We start from the raw sequence: 22,552 nt of genomic DNA, 5'->3' as shown, positions 1-22,552 counted from the left end.
AATGTCGATGTCGCAAAAGTTAGATCGTAAAAACGTCCAAGACATCATCGCCCTGACACCTTTGCAAGAAGGTATGCTCTTCCACTATCTTGAGGATCCGCAATCGGATCGCTACTTCGAACAACTCTGCCTGCATCTCGCGGGCGGAGTGAACGAAGAATGGGTGAACTCAGCGTGGAACGAGGTAGTCAGAGCCAATGAGATGTTGAGGACGACGTTTCGTTGGGACAAGGTTGAGCAACCGATTCAGATCATTCTGAAGGAACGGAAGTTCGAAGTGACAATCGTAGAAACGGATGACCTCGAAACGGTCAAGCGTTTAGATCGTGAGCGCAAGTTCGATTTGAGCGAGATACCGTTTCGAGTCACGCTGGTCAGGCTGCCGGATGAAAAGTACGCCCTGCTGATCAGCAACCATCACATTTTGTTCGATGGTTGGTCTACTGGGATTTTGTTACGAGAATTTCTGGACGCGTATCACCGTCTGAGCAATGGTCTCTCGTTGCAATTGCCTCAGAAAACGTCCTTTAAGTCGTTCATTCAATACCTGCAAAGGCAGAGTAAGGAACAACAAAAAGCGTTCTGGTCCCGCTATTTCGAAGAATTTCATGCACCATCGATCCTCAAGGTTACGAACGGCATGACTGCGGATGCAGGTATCAAAACGGTGGAATTGACTATGTCCGCTGAGCAATTTGCGCAGATGGAAGCGTTCTGTTTCGCGCAGAACATCACGTTGGCTTCCCTGCTTTACACAGCGTGGGGCCTACTGTTGCAACGCTATACCAACAGCCATGATGTCGTGTTCGGCACGACAGTATCTGGGCGTGAAGCGCGGGTCGACGGTATTGAAGAGATGGTCGGGTTGTTCATCAACACGTTGCCATTGCGTTTGAAATCCACGGGAGCCACTTCGGTTCGGACGGTGCTCGGTCAAGTTGCACATGACCTGCAAGAGCGTGGGGAATTCATGTCCTCGTCTCTTACTGAAATCAAATCGTACAGTGGTGCTAAACATCATGAGAGCTTGTTCAACTCGATTGTTGTCCTGGAGAACTACCCGCTCGACAAGTTGTTGACCGAAGGGCAAGAGGGCCTGCACGTCGAGTCGTATTCTATGTTTGAGCAGACGAATTTCGACCTGACCCTGAACCTTGTGGCTGATGAGTGTCTCCACGCGGTTTTGTTATTTACAAGCGAGTTGTATACAGAAGAATTCGCGGGTACGATGCTTCAGCATTTGGCAGAACTTCTCACCCAGATCGTCGATTCGGCTGGACAGGTGAACATCAAGGAATTGGTATTGGTTGGGAATGAAGAGTTACAAAGGCTGGCTTCCTTTAACGATACGAACGCACCATATGATGTGGAGAAGACGTTGCCACAGGTGTTTGAGGAGACCGTGGCTCGTTACGGAGATCTGGAAGCGGTCGTGTCCGAAACTGGACATCTCACATTTGCCCAGTTGAATGCAAAAGCAAACCAACTGGCTCGTGTTCTGCGTGCCAAAGGCGTGACGCGTGACAGCATCGTAGGTCTGATGGCAGAGCGTTCTCTAGAAATGACCGTCGGCATCTGGGCGATCGTGAAGGCAGGCGGCGCTTATCTGCCGCTCGATCACAAATTCCCTGATGATCGTCTTCGCTACATGTTGGAGGACAGTCAATGCTTGTTGCTCCTCACACAAGAACACTTGCTCGAACGACTTGCTTTTGACGGTGAGATTTTGAATCTCGATGAGGATGGGCTATTCACAGGGGACGATTCGAACCTGGAAGTGATCAGCCAACCGAACGATCTGGCCTATGTCATCTATACATCGGGCTCCACCGGATTGCCAAAGGGTACGCTGATCGAACAACACTCGTTGATCAACCGCCTGCAGTGGATGCAGAGTCATGCAGCGATCGGGACAGGGGATACCCTTTTGCAAAAGACGGCCTACACGTTTGACGTCTCGGTGTGGGAGTTGTTCTGGTGGGCATTCCAAGGCGCGCGCGTCGCGATGCTGGCGCCAGGCGCCGAGAAAGATCCAGCGGCGTTGTTGCAAGCGATCGAGACCTATGGTGTGACGACGATGCACTTTGTGCCGTCGATGTTGCAAGGCTTCCTTGACTATAGCAGCAGCACGCACCAAGGAAGTAAATTATCGCAATTGCGTCAAGTTTACACTTCTGGTGAGGCGCTCGGAGTACATCAAGTCAAGCGTTGGTACGAATTGGTGCCAAAACGTGCACAGGGTACTGCGACTCGTCTGATCAATTTGTACGGACCAACAGAGGCGACCATCGACGTTTCGTACTTCGATTGCACACCGGATCTAGATGCGGATCGAACGCCAATTGGTAAACCAGTACACAATACACAGTTGTTGGTTTTGAGCCATGACGGTCAGGTGCAACCGATTGGCGTGCCAGGTGAGTTGTACATTGCTGGCGTGCAGTTGGCTCGTGGTTATCTCAACCGTCCAGAACTGACAGCGAATCGATTTGTCGCTCATCCGTTTGTAGAAGGAGAGCGTGCATATCGTACGGGAGATTTGGTGCGTTGGCTGCCAGATGGGAATCTCGACTTCTTGGGTCGGATCGACCATCAAGTCAAGGTGCGAGGTTACCGCATTGAATTGGGCGAGATCGAAGCGGCATTGTCCGCTCATGGTGAGATTCGCGAAGCGGTGGCGTTGACGAAGCAGGAGGAAGACGGATCACACCGCATCTACGCATACTACGTGACAGACCGTGAGTTGACTAACGCCGAGCTGCGTGCGTACCTCTCGTTGCGTCTCCCTGATTATATGCTGCCATCTGCGTTTACCCGCGTTGACAGCATACCGCTCACTGCGAGTGGCAAAACCGATCGCAAGGCTTTGCTCATGTTGGAGACGTTCGTGGAGGAAGAGTTCTACGTTGAACCGCGCACAGAACTGGAAACGAATGTTGCTGCACAGTTTGCCCGCATCTTGGGCGTCGCACAGATTGGCATCCATGCCAACTTTTTCAACAACGGTGGCGATTCCTTGCGAGCGATCCGTCTGGTCAGTGCCCTGAACGGAAAACTTGGCGCAAATTTATCGCTTTCAGACCTCTACGAGCACGATACGGTTGAAAAAATAGCTGCCAAACTCATGGCTCCGGAGGCCGGAGAGAGTTCAGCGTTGCGTGCACAAGTTGCAGAAGAGTTGGATGGTTTAAAATGCAGATTGCTCCAAGACTTCCGCCCACAAGGCGAAGTCGAAGATATCTATCCACTGTCAGCGATTGAAAATGGCATGGCCTTCTATTATTTGAAGGACACAGAGAAGTCGGTTTACTACGAACAGTTCGTGTTTCGCATTCGCTACCAGTCTTTCGATCTCGATCGCTTGAATCGTGCTTGGGCTTTGTTAGTCGACAAGCATAATATTCTGCGTACCGTCTTCCTCATGGAAGATTTCGAGCGTCCGATGGCGGTTGTTTATCGGGAACTGGAAAACGATCTGGAACACTTCGATCTCACCGATTTGAATTTCGAGCAGCAGTCGGCATATGTTCGTAAGTACATTGCCGAAGATCGCCGTCATCGGTTCGATTTATCGGAGCATCGTCCGTTGTGGAAGTTGCGCACGTTCCAATTAGATGAAGGAAATGTTACGTTCCTCTTCATTTGCCACCACGCTCTGCTTGATGGCTGGAGTATCAACCAACTGGTCATTGAGTTGCACGAGATCTACAAGGCACTTGAGAACAATGAAACGTTCGTACCTAAGAAACTCGGAATCACGTACAAAGACAGCGTCATCGACGAGTTGGTGGAGACTCGAAACGAAGAGAACATCCGCTACTGGCAGGAAGAACTCGCGGGTTACCAGCGACTAGACTTCTCGGTGAAAACAGGGCCGGACAAGCCTGATCAGGTGAAACGGGTGACAAAAGTATATCACCTCGAACGTGATCTGCTGGTGCAGTTGAAAAAGGTGGCAAAGGCGTACAACACCAGTGTGAAAAACGTTTGCTTTGCCGGATATCTCTATTTGCTGAACCTGATCTCCTACGAGAAAGAACTGGTTGTGGGGTATCTCACCAACAATCGTCCTGTTCACGAAGAGGGTGACCGCTTGCTTGGCTGTTTCCTGAATACGGTGCCTGTGCGAATGGAAGTGCCGCGTGGCAGACGTTGGAGTGAGTTTTTGAAACAGGTGGATGCAAAACTGTTGCAAGTGAAGCGTCATGAACGTATGCCACTCTTTGAGATTGCCAACGTCACCGCTGAAAAGAGTGGTGATAAGAACCCGTTCTTTGATACGCTGTTCAACTTTATGGATTTCCACATCCTGAACGATTTTTCCGAGGAGATTGTCAATGAATCTCTAGAAATCGATGGCCATCAAGATACGAATACGCTGTTTGACTTTATGTTGGACACCACGATGGGTCAGATGAAACTGACCTTGCGTTACACTTCCACGGTGTTTGGTGAAGGTGTGGATGACAAGCTCTGCGCGTACTTCGTTCGCTTCTTGCAATGCGTGATTGAGAATCCAGAGTCGAAAATGGATCGTAATTCTATTTTGTTGCCAGAAGAGCGTGAGCAATTGCTGTTTGGCTTCAACGATACCCAAGTTCCATACGCTTCGGAAACTTTGATCCACCAATTGTTCGAACAGCGTGCGATCGAAACACCAGATGCGCTTGCTGTTGATGACGGAAGAATCAAGTTGACGTACGGAGAACTGAACGCTCGGGCGAATCAGATGGCCTACGTGTTACGCGAACAAGGCATGAAGCCGAACCAGTTCGTCGGGATCTATTTGACCCGCTCTGTGGAGATGATCGTAAGCGTCCTCGCCGTATTAAAGGCAGGCGGTGCCTATGTGCCGTTACAGATGACGTTGCCACAGGAGCGTTTGCTGCACATCTTGCGCGTGTTACAGGTCAAGTCATTGATTACCGATCAGTCCGTGGAGGGATTGCAGGCGCAATTGTCCGATTTGAAACACGTGCTGGCGCCACAGGAGATGGATCGTACGATACCGTCCGACAATCTCACGCTTGTGAACAACTCAGACGATATCGCCTATACGATTTTCACGTCTGGTTCGACGGGTCTGCCAAAGGGCGTCGTCGTGAAACATCAGCCGGTAATCAACTTGATCGAGTGGGTGAATGGCAAGTTCCAAGTCGGTCAGGGCGACAAACTGCTGTTTGTCACCTCGCTGAGCTTTGACCTTTCCGTGTATGACATCTTTGGGATTCTCGCTGCGGGCGCGACAGTGCGCTTGTCAACCGAGGAGGAGATCGGTGAGCCAGAGCGATTGCTCGACATCATCCGTACGGAAGGCATTACGTTCTGGGATTCGGCGCCACAAGCATTGATGCAACTCGTACCATTCTTTGAGGGTGTGGCTGCTGATTCGAAATTGCGCCTCGTCTTCCTGTCGGGTGACTGGATTCCTGTGAAACTGCCAAGCCAACTTCAGGCACACTTCCCTGGGGTTCAGGTGGTCGGGCTCGGCGGGGCAACAGAAGCCACGGTATGGTCGAACTATTTCCCAGTGGAGCAAGTCGGCCCTAGCTGGAATTCGATTCCGTATGGCAAGCCAATCCAAAACGCGAAGTACTACGTACTGGATGCAGACCTCAAACCATGCCCAGTCGGCGTGCCTGGTGATCTCTACATCGGTGGGGAAGTGCTGGCTGCACGATACACAGATTCAGAATTGACGGCACAGAAATTCCTGCCATCTCCGTTTACCATAGGTGAGTTCATTTACAAGACGGGTGACAGCGCGCGCTGGTTCGCAGACGGCAACTTGGAGTTCCTTGGCCGCCATGATGATCAAGTGAAGATCCGTGGCTTCCGAATCGAAATCGGGGAGATTGAGAGCCGCCTCGTGAAGCACGATCTGATTACAGAAGCGGTTGTGATTGCACGTGGTGAGCGTGGGGATAAATACCTCGTCGGCTATTTGGTCGCTGATGAACAGCTTGACATGAAGCAGGTGCGTGTGTTCCTCGCCCAAGCACTTCCGTCTTACATGATCCCAGGCTCCCTTGTCCAACTCGAACGCATCCCGGTCAGTGCGAACGGCAAAGTGGACAAAAAAGCGTTGCCTGAGGTTGATGATTTCCTTTTAGGCGCGCAGGAGGTCGTGGCACCACGTAACGAGATGGAAAAAAAGCTCGCTGCGATTTGGCAAGATGTGCTCGCAACCCATGAATCGTTTGGCGTCCATACCAACTACTTCGAGGTCGGCGGCAACTCGCTCAACGCTGCGACGCTGGTTTTGAAGATTCGCAAGGAGTTCCAAACGGATCTCTCGCTTCAGGAAATATTCCGTTCGCCAACCATTGCTGAACTCGCGGAGTTGCTTGTGGAACAAGTGCCAGGAACGACTGCAGACGACGTATCGGTGCTGCCGCCGCTGGTGCCTGTTGCTGAATCGAGTTACTATCCATTGTCATCTGCACAGACCCGAGTTTACATCTTGAATCAGTTCGATCCAGAGAGCACGTATTACAACGCTACCATCGTCATGCAGATGGATGGTGGGCCTGTTGATCCATTGCGCTGTGAATCGGTATTCCGCCTGTTGGTAGAGCGCCATGAATCGCTGCGTACCCGCTTTTTGTTCGTAAATGGTCAGCCTGTGCAACAGGTGATTCGTGCGAGTGAAGTTCCGGTGCAAGTGGAAGTGATCGAAGCGCTCGGAGCGGATGATGTCCGCTTGAACGCAGAGATCGAGCGGTTCGTGCGTCCGTTTGACCTGACCCGAGCGCCTCTGTTCCGCGTCGGGTTGATCTGCCGAGCGACAGACAGCTATTTGTTCGTGATCGACATGCATCATATCATCTCGGACGGAGCTTCGATGGCTGTGCTCGTCCGCGAATTCCTCGCGTTGTATGAAGGACGAACACTGTCCGATCTACGAGTACAGTACAAAGACTACGCTGATTGGCAGAACCGCTTGCTCGAAACGGACGAACTGAAACGCCAAGAGCAGTACTGGCTTCAAAAGTTTGAGATGGGCGTTCCTGTCTTGAACTTGCCGACAGACGAGCCGCGTCCAGAGTTGAAAACGGTAGAGGGCCGACGTCTCGCTTTCAAGGCAGACGAAGAGCTGACATTGAAACTCCAAGGACTGGCGAAACAGACAAACGCTTCGCTGTTCATGGTGTTGCTGGCGGCTTACAATGTGTTTCTGCACAAGCTGACGGGTCAGGAAGAGATCGTCGTCGGCACAGCGGTTTCCAACCGCAACCACGAAGATCTGCAAGATCAGATCGGCGTATTTGTCAACACGCTTGCTTTATATAACCGTCCACGTAGAGAGATGTCGTTCCTCGACTTCCTCGCGAAGACTTCGAAACATGCGTTTGAAGCGTTTGAGAATCAAGACTATCCGTTTGACCTGCTTGTAGAGCGTTTGGAGCTGGAACGCGACCCATCGCGCAGCCCGCTGTTCGACACGTTGTTCATCTTGCAAAATGCTTATAACACAGATGTTCAAACGGGTTCGTTCACGTTTGCGCCTTATGGGTATCAGACCAAGACGGCGAAATTTGACCTCTTCTTGGAAGCTTGGGAACGAAAAGGGGATATCGAGTTCAATCTGGAATATGCGACGCGTCTCTTCAAGCCTGAGACAGTTGAGAAGATGACCCAGCAATTCCTCTATTTATTAGAAGAAATCAGTCGTGCACCAGAACAAAAGCTGGTGGAATTATCGCTCGAAGCCAAACACCCACGTCAGATCGTCTCGTTTACAGAGCAGGACATTCTGGCCTTTGCGAAGCTTTCCCACGATATCAACCCGCTTCATGTGGACACTGAGTATGCACGGAAAACGCCATATGGCGGTTGCCTTGTCCACGGTGTGCTCGGTACGCTGACCGTTTTGCAACAACACTTGAATCCGGGTGTGCAGGAATCATTGTACTTGCACTCCTTGAAAGTTCGCTTTAACGGACCGTTGAAAGTCGGAAACGTGTACGAGTCGGAGTTGTGTTCAACGGACGGCTCGCAGGCGAAACTCGCGATTTTTGAACACGGAGAGACCTTGTTTGAAATCGACATGCGTTACGAACGAGTCCCTCGTCAACGGTATAGTCTCAACTATACCGCGGCATCCGTTTCGTCGGATGTTTCCGATCTGGAAAAGGATGAACTGGCAACACTCTCGAACGCTGGGCAATACAGTCTGAACGCCTCTGCTTTGGCCGAGACGTTTCTGTTGCAATCCCAACTGACCTCGATCATCTGGACAAGCTACTATGTCGGGATGTTGGCACCAGGGCGCCAAGCGTTGTTCACACGCTTCGAATTGGACTTCCTGCCACATGTGCCTGAAAAAGCACAGCAATCAACGGTGATCTCCTACATGGTCAACACAGATCAGTTCGATGCACAACTCGGTTCGCTGTCAGTAACGGGCTCGGTTTTTGCGAGTGGTACGCTGCTTGGCAATGTTCGACTGGATAGCTTTGTGCGTCCTCGCCCACGACAATACGGGCTGGAAGAGTTCGCGGCTCATGGTCGCATCCCGTCTGGACGAGCTTTTGACGGACAGGTTGTGGTGGTAACGGGTGCTAGCCGCGGCTTGGGTGCGAATCTGGCTAAGTTATTTGCTACACAAGGGGCCAAGGTCGTGCTCAACTACCGCAGCAGCGTCTTCGAAGCCCAAACCATGCAAGATGAATTGGTAGCGGCGGGTGCAGAAGTGATGATCGTCCAAGGCGATATCACCCGTCAAGAAGACTGCCGATATCTGCTTACGGAAACGCTCCAACGCTTCGGACGAGTGGATCTAGTTGTCAACAACGCATTCGATTTTATCGCCAAACGTGGTTGGGATACGATTTCGTTCGATGAATTCCAAGTGCCTGTCTCCAATGCCCTTCGCATGGTCTTCCAGATGGCAAAGGCATTCTTGCCGGAATTGGAACGCACAGCAGGTACGATGTTGACGATCTCTTCCAAATACGTCGACATGCCAGAGGAAGGTTTCGTAGAGTACGTGACTGCGAAATCGGCCATTGAGGGCTTGATGAAATCGTTGTCTCGTGAGTTCCGTCACGTGAAACAGGCGGTGATTCGTCCACAAAAGTTCCTCTCGGATCAGACGATCACCAACGTCAGTGAACAATATCTCCCATCGCCATTGGATGTGGTGGCTGAAGTGTATGACTTTGTGACAGCGATTCGTGAGGCGCAAGGTTCGTATTTCCTGTACGAGCGTGGACAACAGTCGAACGCACAGGTGGAAACAACAGAGGGATCAGATACAACTGGCTCTGCCTCCACGATTCTTGCCGTCGCAGCGACGTTTACGGCAGATACGATCCGTCCGCATGTGGCATGGTGGGGAGCGCAGTTCGGGCTCGAGCTCGACGTGCAGTTCGCGCCTTACAACCAAGTCTTCCAAGAACTGCTTGATGATCAGAGTCTGCTCTCGACGAACAAGGGTGTAAATGCCCTCCTCGTACGCTTTGAGGATTGGATTCGCGATGATGCATCCTCCGATGAAGCGCGTTGCCGCAGCCTGGAGACAAACTATGAGCAACTTACCGGGATTTTGAAGCAAAAGACGTTCCAAGCCCGATTACTCGTTGCTCTGTTCCCAGTGTCAACACACCTTGGGCTCAGCACGGAGATCTTGGCCAAGTTAAATCAGTTGAACGAGCGTTGGAAAGCGTTCATTCAAGAACTCGAGTTCGAGTACGCAACCTTCATCGACTGCACAACACTGGCTGATGAGTACCAGATCCAGGAGATGTTCGATGCAAAAACCGACCGTGAAGGCCATGTGCCATTCACAAACGATTTTTCCGCAACGGTAGCCACAGCTATCGTACGTAAGATCATCGCTATGAAACAGCCAATTTTCAAAGTGATCGCACTGGATTGTGACAACACGCTCTGGCGCGGTGTCTGTGGAGAAGAGGGAGCATTGGGTGTGCAGGTGGAGGAACCATACCAGTACCTGCAACGCTTCCTGTTGGAGAAATACAACGAAGGCATGATTCTGACTTTGGTTTCGAAAAACAACGAAGCCGACGTGATGGAAGTCTTCGAGAAAAATCCACAGATGATCTTGAAAAAGGAACACATCGCAGCATGGCGGATCAATTGGCAAGCAAAGTCCGAGAACGTCCGTGAACTCGCTCGCGAGTTGAACGTAGGCGTGGACAGCTTTGTATTCCTTGATGACAACGCGGTTGAAACCCATGAGATGATGCAGAATTTGCCGGAAGTCCTAGCTCTGCAATTGCCAGAGGACGCAGACAACATTCCAGCATTCCTGCGCCACGTCTGGGCGTTCGACCGAGCGAAAGTAACAAAGGAAGACCGTAAGCGCAGCGCCATGTACGTGACAGAGCGCAAACGCAAAGAATTACAAGCGAACGTCTTGTCGCTCGACCACTATTTGGAGAGCCTGCAGTTGAAAGTGAGCTTCCAACCGATCGAAGCAAACCACATCCCGCGTGCGTCGCAATTGTCGTTCCGTACGAATCAGTTCAACTTGAGCACCATTCGTCGCACGGAGGAAGAGTTGACTGAGTGGTTGCAAGCATCTGATGCGAACGGATGGATCGTCGGGGTAGCCGATCGTTTTGGCGATTACGGGCTGGTCGGTGTGATCCTCGCCAAGGAAGTGAATGAGTCGCTGGAAATTGACACGTTCCTGCTCAGTTGCCGCGTGCTGGGGCGCAAAGTCGAACAGGCGGTCTTGGTGGCTCTTCGCAAGTTCTGTTTGGAAAAAGGATTGCAGTCGCTGAAAGCCGATTTCTATCCAACTGCGAAGAATCAACCATCCCTTGAATTCCTGCAAAAAGCACCGTGGAAAGAAACACATCGTTCCGAAGCATGCACGACCTACCTGACACTCGTGTCGGATGTGAGCGAAACGCTTCCAGCGATTGAAATTTACGATGGCAAGCTGCTTCCAGCCGAGGAAAAGCAGGAAGAGAAGCATCAGATGGTACTCGCGTTCGATCACATCGGCGTCGCCGTGGCAGACATGGACGAAGCCATCACCAGGTACCAAGCACTTGGTTACCAATGTGGTCCCGTCTTCGAGGAAGAGACGCAACGCTCGAAACTGGTAATGTGTACGAAAGCACACTCTGACAACATCGAGTTGGTCGCGCCGATGGATGAAACCTCGCCGACGCTTGGTATCCTCGCGAAAAACGACGACAACTCGCCTTATCACCTCTGCTACCGCGTGCAGGATGCCAAGGCATTCCTGTCCAGTTGGCAAGTGGATTACCAAGTGGTCAGCGATCTGTTACCTGTCAAAATTTTCGGCGGAAAATCAGTCATGTTCGTCTATCTCAAGGATGTCGGCTTGATCGAATTGCTTGAAGATGCTGAGTTCACAAAGGCACCAGCAGTGTCCGAAGTCGCTGTGATCAAGACGGTTACCCGAATGGCAGTGGCCGACTTGCATTCGTCACAGGCTTTCTTCCAAGCGCTTGGCTATAGCCAAGTGAATGATCTGCAAGCCGCAGATCAGCGGGTGCGCCTGAGCAGACCTGATTCTGGCGTGCTCGAACTGTTTGTTCCGACGACGGTTCCAGCAGAGCGCGAACACTTCGAAGTAAATGGTCCGCATCTCTATGAAGTGCTTCAAGGAGAGCAGGAGTCTGTTCGTGAACCCGTAACGCAAGGCAACCATGAATGGCGTGTTACGTTGCTGAACGAAGACCGCTTGTTGCACCGTTCATACTGGTTGCCACTCCAACATGCAACGGGTCAGAAGCTGGCTTCGTTGCCGGTGTATCTCACGGCAACTCCTGAGAATACGGAGAAGACTACAACCGTCGCTTACGAGTCGCCGAAGAACGAGATGGAGAAGCGCTTGTTGGAACTTTGGGAGAACACCTTGCACTTAAGTCAGAAGGGCATCACTGTGGGCACGAAAGACAACTTTTTCAAAGTTGGCGGCAGTTCGCTGGCTCTGATCCAAGTGAACGGCAAGTTACAAGAAGAATTTGAGCTGGATATTCCAGTTGTTAAGATGTTCCAGTATCCGACGATCCAAGCCTTGGCAGCATTTCTGACCGAGCAGATAGACGGAAGCGCTCAAGTCGCTGCTGCACAAGTAGAGGCAGAGCGCACGGAGACGATGGATAAAGGCAAAAAGACCATGAAACAAACCCTGCAAAAGCTCAACAGGAGGCTAAAATGACGGATACCTTATACCACGCTGACAATGAAACGGATCGCACCGGATTTGAGATCGCCGTCATTGGGATGGCAGCACGCTTCCCTGGAGCAGACAACGTAACGATTTACTGGGAGAATCTGAAAAACGGTGTGGAGAGCATTACGCATTTTACCGACGAGGAACTGGAACAGGCCGGGGTAGACCCCGATCTGATCCGCTCCCCACGGTATGTCAAAGCCAAAGGGTTCTTGGAAAAAACCGAATGGTTTGACGCTTCGTTTTTCGGTTACACGCCACGCGAGGCTGAATTGATGGAGCCGCAGATTCGCCTCTATCATGAGGTCGCATATGAGGCTTTGGAAAACGCCGGCTATGCGAGTGAATTGTACAACGGTTTGATCGGGAACTACGCAGGTGCTGCTGTGAACCATTTTTGGCACCGACTGCCTGTGCTCTCCGATGACGCGCAAGCCAACCACACGGCTTGGCTCTTGAACGACAAGGACTTTTTGGCTACACGTGTCTCGTTCAATCTGAATTTGACGGGACCGAGTTATACCGTCGACACGGCTTGCTCCACATCGCTCGTGTTGATTGATCTCGCCTGCAAAGGCTTGCTGACAGGCGGCTGCGATATCGCGCTCGCTGGCGGTATCTCGCTTTCCCTGCCACATAAAAAAGGGTATCTCTACACAGAAGGCATGATCAACTCTCCAGATGGTCACTGCCGCCCGTTTGATGCCGACGCCCAAGGGACATTGGAAGGGGATGGCGTTGGGATCGTCGTGTTAAAGCGTCTCGAAGACGCCATTGCCGATGGTGACACGATTCATGCTGTGATCAAGGGATCGGCTACCAACAACGACGGTGCACGCAAAGTGGATTACACGGCTCCGTCCGTGGAAGGGCAAGCCGAAGTGATCAAAGCCGCCCATTATATGGCGGAAGTGGAACCGGAAAGCATCGGCTACATCGAAGCGCATGGCACAGGTACAGCGATTGGTGACCCGATCGAAATTGAAGGATTGAAAGTTGCGTTCGACACGAAGCAGATAGGATTTTGTCGCATTGGTTCGGCCAAATCCAACCTGGGGCATTTGAACACTGCGGCTGGTGTTGCTGGCTTCATCAAGGCGGTGCTGACCGTACGTGATGGTCTGATTCCGCCAACGCTGCACTATAAAGCGCCAAATCCGAAAATCGATTTCACCAACTCGCCATTCGTGATAAACACCGCACTCACTCCGTGGACAGGGGCGACACCGCGTCGGGCGGGGGTCAGTTCCTTTGGCATTGGCGGTACAAATGCTCACGTGGTTCTGGAAGAAGCACCACGAGACATTTCTTCCTCGCCAACGGGAGCGGCTTGGCTGTTCCTGCTCAGTGCGAAGACCGCGACTGCACTCGAAGCAATGAGCGCCGATCTCGCCGCGTATCTCCGCGAGAATCCGACGCTGAACCTGGCCGATGCTGCCTATACGTTGCAAGTGGGTCGCCGTACGTTCGCACACAAGCGAGCAGTGGTCGCTTCAAACGCTTTGGACATGGCAGCCGCATTGACAGACCCATTGAAATCGCAAACGTTCCACACCAAGGAATCGGGCGAATCGCCAGTGGTATTCCTGTTCTCTGGACAGGGGTCGCAGTATGTAAACATGGCGCGCGGACTCTACGAACAAGAACCTGTATTCCGTGACGCGCTGGACTCTTGTTTTAAACTCGTACGTCCCTATGTGGACTTTGATTTAAAAGAACGTTTCTTTCCGTCTGTCCCTTCTGAGCAAGATGCTCTGCGCCTCAACCAAACGGAAGCAGCACAAGTTGCCATTTTCGCAGTGGAATACGCGCTTGCTCAATACCTGCTGAGCTTAGGAATCCGCCCGCAAGTGATGATCGGTCACAGCATCGGCGAGTTCACAGCGGCCTGCCTCTCGGGGGTCATATCGCCTGAAGATACGTTGAAACTGGTGGCATGGCGTGGCAAACTCATGCAAAGCATGGCACCGGGTGCGATGACGGCAGTTCAACTTCCGGAAGAGGATATTCGTCCGCTGCTTAGCGCTGACCTCGCACTGGCAGCCGTTAACAGTCCAGGCATGTGCGTGGTATCTGGCTCCTTCGACGCGGTGGATGCGTTCGAGCGTACTTTACAAGCGGCTGGTCATTCCTCCACACGGTTGCACACGTCGCACGCATTCCACTCTCCGATGATGGAACCGATGTTGGCGCAGTTTGAGCAAAAAGTTCGGGAAGTCACCTTCCATGCGCCGCAGATTCCATATCTCTCGAACGTGACTGGGGTGGAGATAACGGAAGCGGACGTGAAGGATAGCCGCTACTGGGTACGCCATCTGCGCGAAACTGTGCGTTTTAGTGATGGGATCGGACGTTTACTGACGATGGAAAAAGCGGTGTTCATCGAACTCGGTGCGGGGAACACCCTCGTAACTTTGTTGCGCAAACATCCAGCCAAACGTTCCGAACACACGGTCTTGAACATCATCCGTCATCCGCAGGATGCCGCATCCGACCGCGAGCATTTGCTCTCGAAAATTGGAGTTTTGTATGCTGCGGGTCTGCGTCTGGAGTGGTCGTACCTCTACGGAGAACAAAAACGCCGTCGGATCCCGCTCCCAACGTATCCGTTCGAGCGTCAATATTTCTGGAAACACGCGCAAGAACTGCTCGATATGCAAAAAAACGGTCAAGTGATTCCGCTTCCTGGCAGCACGTCGAAGCGTAAAAAGCTGGCGGATTGGTTCTATCTCCCAGCATGGCTACAGAATCCGTTAGTAGAGGAGACATCGGAAGAACCAAAAACGTGGTTGCTTCTGCTCGACCGCGGCGGATTGGCAACACGACTGACAATTGAATTGAAGTCGAGAGGGCACGAGGTGTTCACGGCGTTTTCTCACGATGAACTCACCACTCATTTACAAACCGTAAAGCCACAAAAAATCGTTCATGCGTGGACACTTGACTCGTTGCCAAACGTACAAGAGGCGCAAGAGCGTGGCTTCTATAGTCTCCTGCGCCTCGTAAAAGCGCTCGACTCCTCACCGCTCGACATCTATGTGCTCTCTTCTGGATTGCACGATGTAGCGGGTGAAACAGCGGTGGAAGCAGGGAAAGCGACGTTGCTCGGCTTGCTCAAAGTCATTGGACAGGAGTATCCATTCCTAAAAGTCCGTTCTGTCGACGTAACCGTGCCAATGGCAGGTGGCTGGCAAGAACGTCAACTGCTCGATCAGCTGATCACGGAGTTCACAACCAAAGCCTTCGATCCGGTCGTTGCGTATCGTGGCGGGCAACGTCTCTTGCAGTCGTTCACCCCACGAAGATTGGACAATCAGCAGAACCTGCCGTTGCGTGCAAATGGTGTTTACCTTTTGACGGGCGGTTTCGGCGGAGTAGGTCTGGCTCTGACTGAATGCATCGCGAAAAGTGTGGGCAAAGGCGTGAAGCTTGTCTTGCTCGGTCGATCAGCACCAAGTGACGAACAACTAGAGCGCATCAAACAGTTGCAAAGACACGGAGCAGAGATCCTGTGTCTGCAAGCGGATGTCGCGAACGGAGCAGAGCTAGCTTCGGCAATCGATCAAACGGAGGAGCACTTCGGGGCATTGCACGGCGTGATTCACGCTGCAGGTATCACCAAGGGCACTTCGATTACCGCCATCGATTCCATCACGGAAACAGAGGTTGAGACCCAATTTGCACCGAAAGTCTACGGCACGCTCGCGTTGGAACAGGCGCTCCGTGGTCGTGAATTGGATTTCGTTGTGCTGACATCGTCCTTATCTTCGATCCTGGGCGGTCTCGGGTACGCGGGATATGCTGCTGCCAATGCATTCCTCGATACGTTTGCCAAGCAACAGTCGCAACTCACACCGACCCGTTGGATTAGCGTGGCATGGGATGGCTGGCGAATCGCAACCAAACCGCAACGCGAAGTGTTCACGAGTGACGATCTAATGATGATCGCTCCAGACGAGGGCGGTGACGCGCTGGGACGCATCTTGGTTCAACAGGGACTGACACAGGTGGTGGTTTCCACCGAAGAGTTGCAACCGCGACTCAACCGTTGGGTTAACTTCAGCGATAAGGACAAGAAGCAAGAAACGGGCGTCGTGTTTGCCCGACCAGAACTAACCACATCGTATCTTGCACCAGCCAATCAAATCGAGCAGCAACTCTGTGAGATCTGGCAGAACTACCTAGGTTTGGGGCAGGTGGGTGTACATGACAACTTCTTTGAACTCGGGACGTCCTCGATCGACATGGTGCAGATTTCAAAGCAACTGCCAGCCGTCTTGGGGCAGGAAGTCCCAGTGCTGACACTGTTCAAGTATTCTACGATCCGTGCGCTGGTCGATCATCTGGTCACACAAAATGGCACAGAGACCGTATCCGAAGAAGAGAACGATTGGCTCGACGAGCAGAAAAAAGGTCGCGAGAACCGAAAACGAAGAAGACAGGCACGCGAGGTGGAATTCAGTGAGTGATGAGAGAACCGGATTAGAAATTGCCGTCATCGGTATGTCTGGACGTTTTCCCAAAGCGAAGAACATTCAGGAGTTTTGGGAAAATCTGCGGCGGGGCGTGGACGCTCTCTCGACATTTACCGATGAGGAGTTGCTGGAGTTTGGGGTTAACCGCGAACTCCTCAGCCACCCGGACTATGTGAAGAAAAAGGGCAGCCTTGACGCTATCGAAGACTTTGACGCTTCCTTTTTTGGCTACACCCCAAAGGAAGCGAGTTACATGGACCCGCAGTTCAGACTCTTCCATGAGGTTAGCTATGAAGCACTTGAAGACGCAGGCTATGCCAACGAGACATACAAAGGCAGAATCGGTCTCTACGCCGGCAATACCCAGAATCTGCTTTGGATGGGGCATCTGCTTCCTCATATGCAGTCTCCGAACGATCAATTTGAGATCGTCAGCCTTAACGACAGCAACACGTTCAGTACACGTGTGGCGTACAAGTTGAACTTGAGAGGTCCAACGTTGACCGTGCAGACCGCTTGTTCGACCTCGCTGGTGGCGATCCACCTGGCCAGCCAAGCGCTGATCGCAGGCGAGTGCAACATGGCGCTCGCAGGTGGCGCTTCCGTCGTGGTTCCACGCAAAAATGGCTACCTGTACGAAGAGGGAATGCTGTTGTCAAAGAGTGGGGCATGCCGCGCATTTGATGAAGAGGCAGACGGGCTTGTGTTTGGTGACGGGGCTGGATGTGTCGTGTTGAAAATGCTCGACGACGCGATTCGAGACGGCGACCACATCTATGCGGTGATCAAAGGGACTGCGATTAACAACGACGGCAACCTTAAGGCGGGCTACACCGCACCATCGCCAAAAGGGCAGATGATTGCCATTCGTTCCGCCCATCATGTTGCCGAAGTTGATCCTGAAACGATCACCTACGTCGAGACCCACGGAGCGGGTTCGACGCTCGGTGACCCGATTGAGTTTGAAGGCCTGAAACTCGCTTTCAGCTCCGACCAAAAGGGATTTTGCGCTTTGGGATCAGCTAAGACCAACACGGGTCACCTCAACCAAGCTGCAGGCGTCACCGGCTTCATCAAAACGGTGCTCTCCTTGTATCACAAAGAACTGGTACCCGCTCTGCATTTTAAAAAGGCGAATCCAAAAATCGACTTCGAGAACAGCCCGTTTTACGTGAACACCGAACTCAAACGGTGGGAAAGAACGGGGAAGACGCCACTTCGCGCGGGTGTGAGTGCGTTTGGAATCGGCGGAACGAATGCCCATGTCGTGCTTGAAGAAGCACCGCCACGTCAGCCATCGGGACAAGGTCGAGAAGCCCATCTTCTCACGCTGTCTGCTCAATCGGATGCTTCGCTTCAAAACATGACATCCGAGTTGGCCGATTTCTTGGAATCGAAAGCGGACGTGAATCTAACGGACGTTGCGTATACGCTTCAAACGGGACGCAATTTGTTCGACCATCGTCGTCATCTGGTGGTCACGAACGTGCAGGAAGCGGTAGAGGCTTTGCGTGCAGAGACTTCGGACACGCGCATGGTACACACCCACTTTTCCCGTGAAAAAAATCGTCCAGTCGTCTTCCTGTTCCCTGGTCAAGGGTCGCAGTACGTCAACATGGGACGGGACTTGTACGAGGAAGAGGCGGTGTTCCGCACTGAACTCGACCGTTGTTTCGCGATTCTCGATCATTTGGGATGCTCACACCTGCGAAATGTGTTGTATCCAGCTGGAGATGTAGCGGCCGGAGAGGAAGAGATGCCCAAGACGCAGAATGCTCAACCGCTGATTTTTGCATTCGAATACGCACTCGCCAAACTGTTGCTGAATATGGGGATTCAACCTCACACGATGATCGGGTACAGCTTCGGTGAGTACGTGGCAGCCTGCCTCGCAGACGTGTTCACATTGGAAGATGCGCTGAAGTTGATCGTGGCACGTGGTAACTTGATGCAACGTGTTCCAGAGGGAGCGATGCTCTCGATCCCGCTGTCCGAATCGAAAGTACTGCCTTATCTGACCGCTGATGTATCGCTCGCAGTCGACAACGGAACTTCCTGCATTGTAGCAGGGACCGTCGATGCGATTAATGCAGTGGAACGTCGTATGAAGGAAGCGCGCGTGCTCTGCATGCGTGTGAAAACGGCACTCGCAGGTCACTCCCTTTTGATGGACGAAATCTTGGAACCTTTTGAACAGTTGGTGCGAAGTGTTAGGCTCCGCAAGCCACAACGCCTGTATATCTCTGACATCACCGGACGCTGGATCACCGATCAGGAAGCGACGGATCCGATGTACTGGGTTCGCCATATGCGCGAGACGGTTCGCTTTGCAGCGGGGGTAGAAGAGCTGGTGAAGACCTCGAATCTCGTCTTCCTAGAAGTCGGACCTGGCCGGGACTTGTCCAGTTTGATCGGGCGTTTCGTAGATGTGAAGAAAGGTCAAAACATCGTCGATCTCATCCGTAATGCACAACGTCAAGTATCCGACAGCGAACATCTGCTGGCGAAGCTCGGTTGGTTGTGGGCATATGGGGTGGCGGTGGATTGGAACGCCTTTTACAAAGGTGCAGTCCGACATCGACTCAAACTGCCAACGTATGCGTTTGACCGAAAACGCTACTGGATCGACGGCTCTGCTGCCGAATCGGCAAAGGCATTGCAATCCCAAACCGGCACAAGCATTGGGAAACGCAATGACACGACGAACTGGGGTTATATCCCGACGTGGAAGCGCACGGCTGACCCGCAAGAGGAAGCGAATCATGATCGAGTAGGCTGGCTGTTTCTCGCTAGCCAGACAAGCATTGGTCAAGCCCTTGCCGAGCGCTTCGCTAAGCGGGGAGAATCGGTCGTGACGGTTGAGCCTGGAACGCAGTTTGCTGTGCACAACGATCAGAGAATCGTGCTGAACCCGTCGAATGCGCAAGACTACGACGCGCTTTTGAAGCATCTGAACCAGCCTGAAAAGCGATTGTACAAAATTGTCCATGCGTGGAGCTTGACGAAAGAGATTCGAATCTTGAGTCCAGAAGTAGCACGGGATGCACAGACCCTCGGTTTTTACAGCCTATTGTATCTGGCTCAAGCGATGGACCGTGTCCGTACAGAGCATGACTATGAAATCACCGTCATCACCGACGGCATCCATGTTGTCAAAGGAGATGAGATCGTGCAGGCGGAAAAAGCGACACTGCTCGGCGGCGTCACGGTCATTCCGCAGGAGTATCCAGCCATTCGTTGCCGCAGCGTAGACATCGACCATGTCCAGCGCACAGCATGGCAACAGAAAAAGCTCCTCGAACAACTGGTCAAAGAGTTATCTGCACCTGTACGCGATCCGTTGGTTGCGTATCGCAGAGGCGCACGTTTGGTGCAGTCGTTGGAGTCTATAACACTCCATCACCCGCAAGAAGACGCCTTGCAGCTGCGCGAAGGAGGTGTCTATTTGATCACCGGCGGTCTTGGTGCGATCGGTCTCTTGTTTACGGAGTACCTGATCACCCGCTGGCACGCAAAAGTCGTAATCACGGGTCGTACCTCCTTCCCTTCCGCACAGGAGTGGGATGGCTATCTGGCGACTCATCCAGCAGAGGATGCGACCTCTCAAAAAATTCGCCGTCTGCAAACGATATTCCAAAGCGGCGGGGACGTACTCGTTCTGGAAGCGGATGTCGCCGATGAAGAACGAATGCGAATCGTGGTACTTGAGGCAGAGGAACACTTTGGAACTCTGAATGGCGTGATCCATGCAGCTGGTATCGTCGGAAAAAAGTCGTTCATCTCGATTCAAGAAACAACGCCATTCCATGTCGAGGAACAATTTCAAGCGAAATTGTACGGGATTCTCACGCTGGAAAACGTGTTGCGCGGCAAAGAGCTCGACTTCTGTATGTTGATGTCCTCTTTGACTTCCGTATTAGGTGGTCTGGGGCACATCGTCTACTCTGCGGCCAACCTGTTCGTCGATCATTACGTTCACCGTCATAATACAGAAGGAGACGTACGCTGGATCGGCGTGAACTGGGATTTCTGGCTGTTTGAAGAGGATGAAGCCAAGCAAGGCGCGTACTTTGGCAAAAGTGCAACTGAGTTTGCGATGACACCAGAGGAGGGACTGACGGTTCTGGAAGCCCTGCTTAACGGTTGTGAAGAAAGCCAAGTTCTGATCTCGACAGCCGATCTGCAAGCACGACTCGATCAATGGATTCGGGTGGAATCCCGTGATGCCGAGGTTGCTCACGTGCCACATACGGTAGGGCATGCTCGTCCAGCGCTTTCGAATCCATATGTCGCGGCGCGTGACGAACTTGAACAACAGATTGCGTTGATTTGGGAAAGTGTCCTCGGCTTCCAGAAGATCGGGATCGAAGATGATTTCCTCGAGCTGGGAGGCGACTCTGTCAAGGTTGTGTCTGTCGTCTCTGCGATCCACAAAAAGCTCAACGCCGATATCCCTCTGCATGAGTTTTTTGAACGTTCGACGATTGGAAAACTGGCAGATTTCATACGCCAGAACCGCAAGGGCAAGCGGTACGAAGAGATCCAACCGATCACCAAACAGGAGGTGTACCCGCTGTCTTCTGCTCAGCGTCGCCTGTTTATCCTGAACCAATTCGACAGCACCAGCACGAATTACAACACACCGCTGGCGATGCGTCTGGAAGGGAATCTCGACCGTGCACGCATGGAGGCGGCCATTGCAAAATTGATCCAACGTCATGAAGCACTCCGCACCTCGTTTGAGATTTTGGAGGGACAACCTGTTCAGCGCGTGTATGACGAAGTTGATTTTGAGACCGTGACGACCACAGCCGATGAGACGGAAATCGATGACGTCATCGCAGCTTTCATCCGTCCATTTGATCTGGGAGTGGCTCCGCTGCTGCGGGCTCAATTGGTACATACGGGGGCAGATGTACACTTCTTGCTGATCGACCTGCATCATCTCTGCTCAGACGGCGTGACCATCGAAATCGTCAAGCGTGAGATCGCTGAACTGTATCAAGGCCTCGAGTTGCCGCCATTGCGATTGCAATACCGCGATTTTGCGGCATGGCAAACGGCACAACTGCAAAGTGACGAGGTCAAGAAACAGGAGCAGTATTGGTTGAAGCGTTTCGCAGGAGACGTGCCGAAGCTGAACCTGCCGACCGATTTCCCACGCCCGCCGATTCAATCCTATACGGGGGAGCGTTTGAAATTTGAACTTGATGCCTCGACTGTGCTCGGTCTGAAAGAGTCGGCACAACGTCAAGGTGCGACGCTGTATATGGCTCTGCTTGGCATTTATAACATCCTGCTCGCAAAATACTCGATGCAGGACGATGTGATCATCGGCTCGCCAATCGCGGGACGAACGCGCCCTGACCTGCAAGGGATTGCTGGAATTTTTGTGAACATGCTCGCGATGCGTAACCGTCCGACAGCCGATAAGACGTTTGCCGAACTGCTCGGAGAAGTGAAGAAACACGCACTCGATGCTTACGAAAACCAAGAGTATCCATTCGAAGACCTCGTGGCACGTCTGCAACTCGAGCGTGTGACGAACCGCAACCCACTGTTCGAGACGGTGTTGGTCATGCAGAATATGAAAGAGGGCAAGGTCGAACTCGAAGGTCTGCGTCTCACACCTTATGACATCTCCATGAAGACCTCCATCTTCGATCTCTACCTGCAAGCGGTGGAGAGCGGAGAGACCGTTACGCTTTGGCTTGATTTCAAAACCGCGCTGTTCAAGCGCCAGACCGTTGTAAAAATGACACAACGCTTCGTCGAAATCGCGGCTCAAGTCGCAGAAAATCCAAATCGACGCATCGGAGACATCTCGTTTCCCCACGATCTTGTGGAAGCAAAGAGTGCCGTTCCGTCGATCGAGTTTGATTTTTAAGGAGGA

3 protein-coding genes are annotated in these 22,552 nt (G+C 52.3%); all 3 read left to right on the top strand.

All coding sequences use genetic code 11. From position 1 onward, the window contains the following. The first annotated feature begins 1 nt into the window (after window position 1). The 3 genes from K7397_RS13060 to K7397_RS13050 are packed head-to-tail and all read left to right on the top strand — an operon-like array spanning window position 2 to window position 22,546. Entirely contained in the window at window positions 2–12,169 is a 12,168-nt protein-coding gene (locus tag K7397_RS13060; protein ID WP_223068396.1) for a non-ribosomal peptide synthetase, read from the top strand. Continuing rightward, window positions 12,166–16,653 (top strand): type I polyketide synthase, encoded by a 4,488-nt coding sequence (locus K7397_RS13055; RefSeq protein ID WP_223068395.1) that lies wholly within the window; start codon window positions 12,166–12,168, stop codon window positions 16,651–16,653. The genes K7397_RS13060 and K7397_RS13055 overlap by 4 nt, the downstream gene beginning before the upstream one ends. Next, a complete protein-coding gene (locus K7397_RS13050) occupies window positions 16,646–22,546 on the top strand; it encodes a type I polyketide synthase (RefSeq protein WP_223068394.1) in 5,901 nt (1,966 codons plus the stop codon). Before K7397_RS13055 ends, K7397_RS13050 begins: the two co-directional genes overlap by 8 nt. Window positions 22,547–22,552 lie beyond the last annotated feature (6 nt).

The sequence above is a fragment of the Paenibacillus caui genome (genome assembly GCF_019904135.1).
Classification (GTDB): domain Bacteria; phylum Bacillota; class Bacilli; order Paenibacillales; family Paenibacillaceae; genus Fontibacillus; species Fontibacillus caui.
Note: the sequence above shows the minus strand (reverse complement) of the source record. Positions and strands in the feature narration are given on the sequence as shown.

What these genes read in the sequence shown, in the direction of transcription:
- K7397_RS13055 (WP_223068395.1), top strand. Translation starts at nt 12,166, where the DNA reads ATGACGGATACCTTATACCACGCTGACAATGAAACGGATCGCACCGGA.
- K7397_RS13060 (WP_223068396.1), top strand. Translation starts at nt 2, where the DNA reads ATGTCGATGTCGCAAAAGTTAGATCGTAAAAACGTCCAAGACATCATC.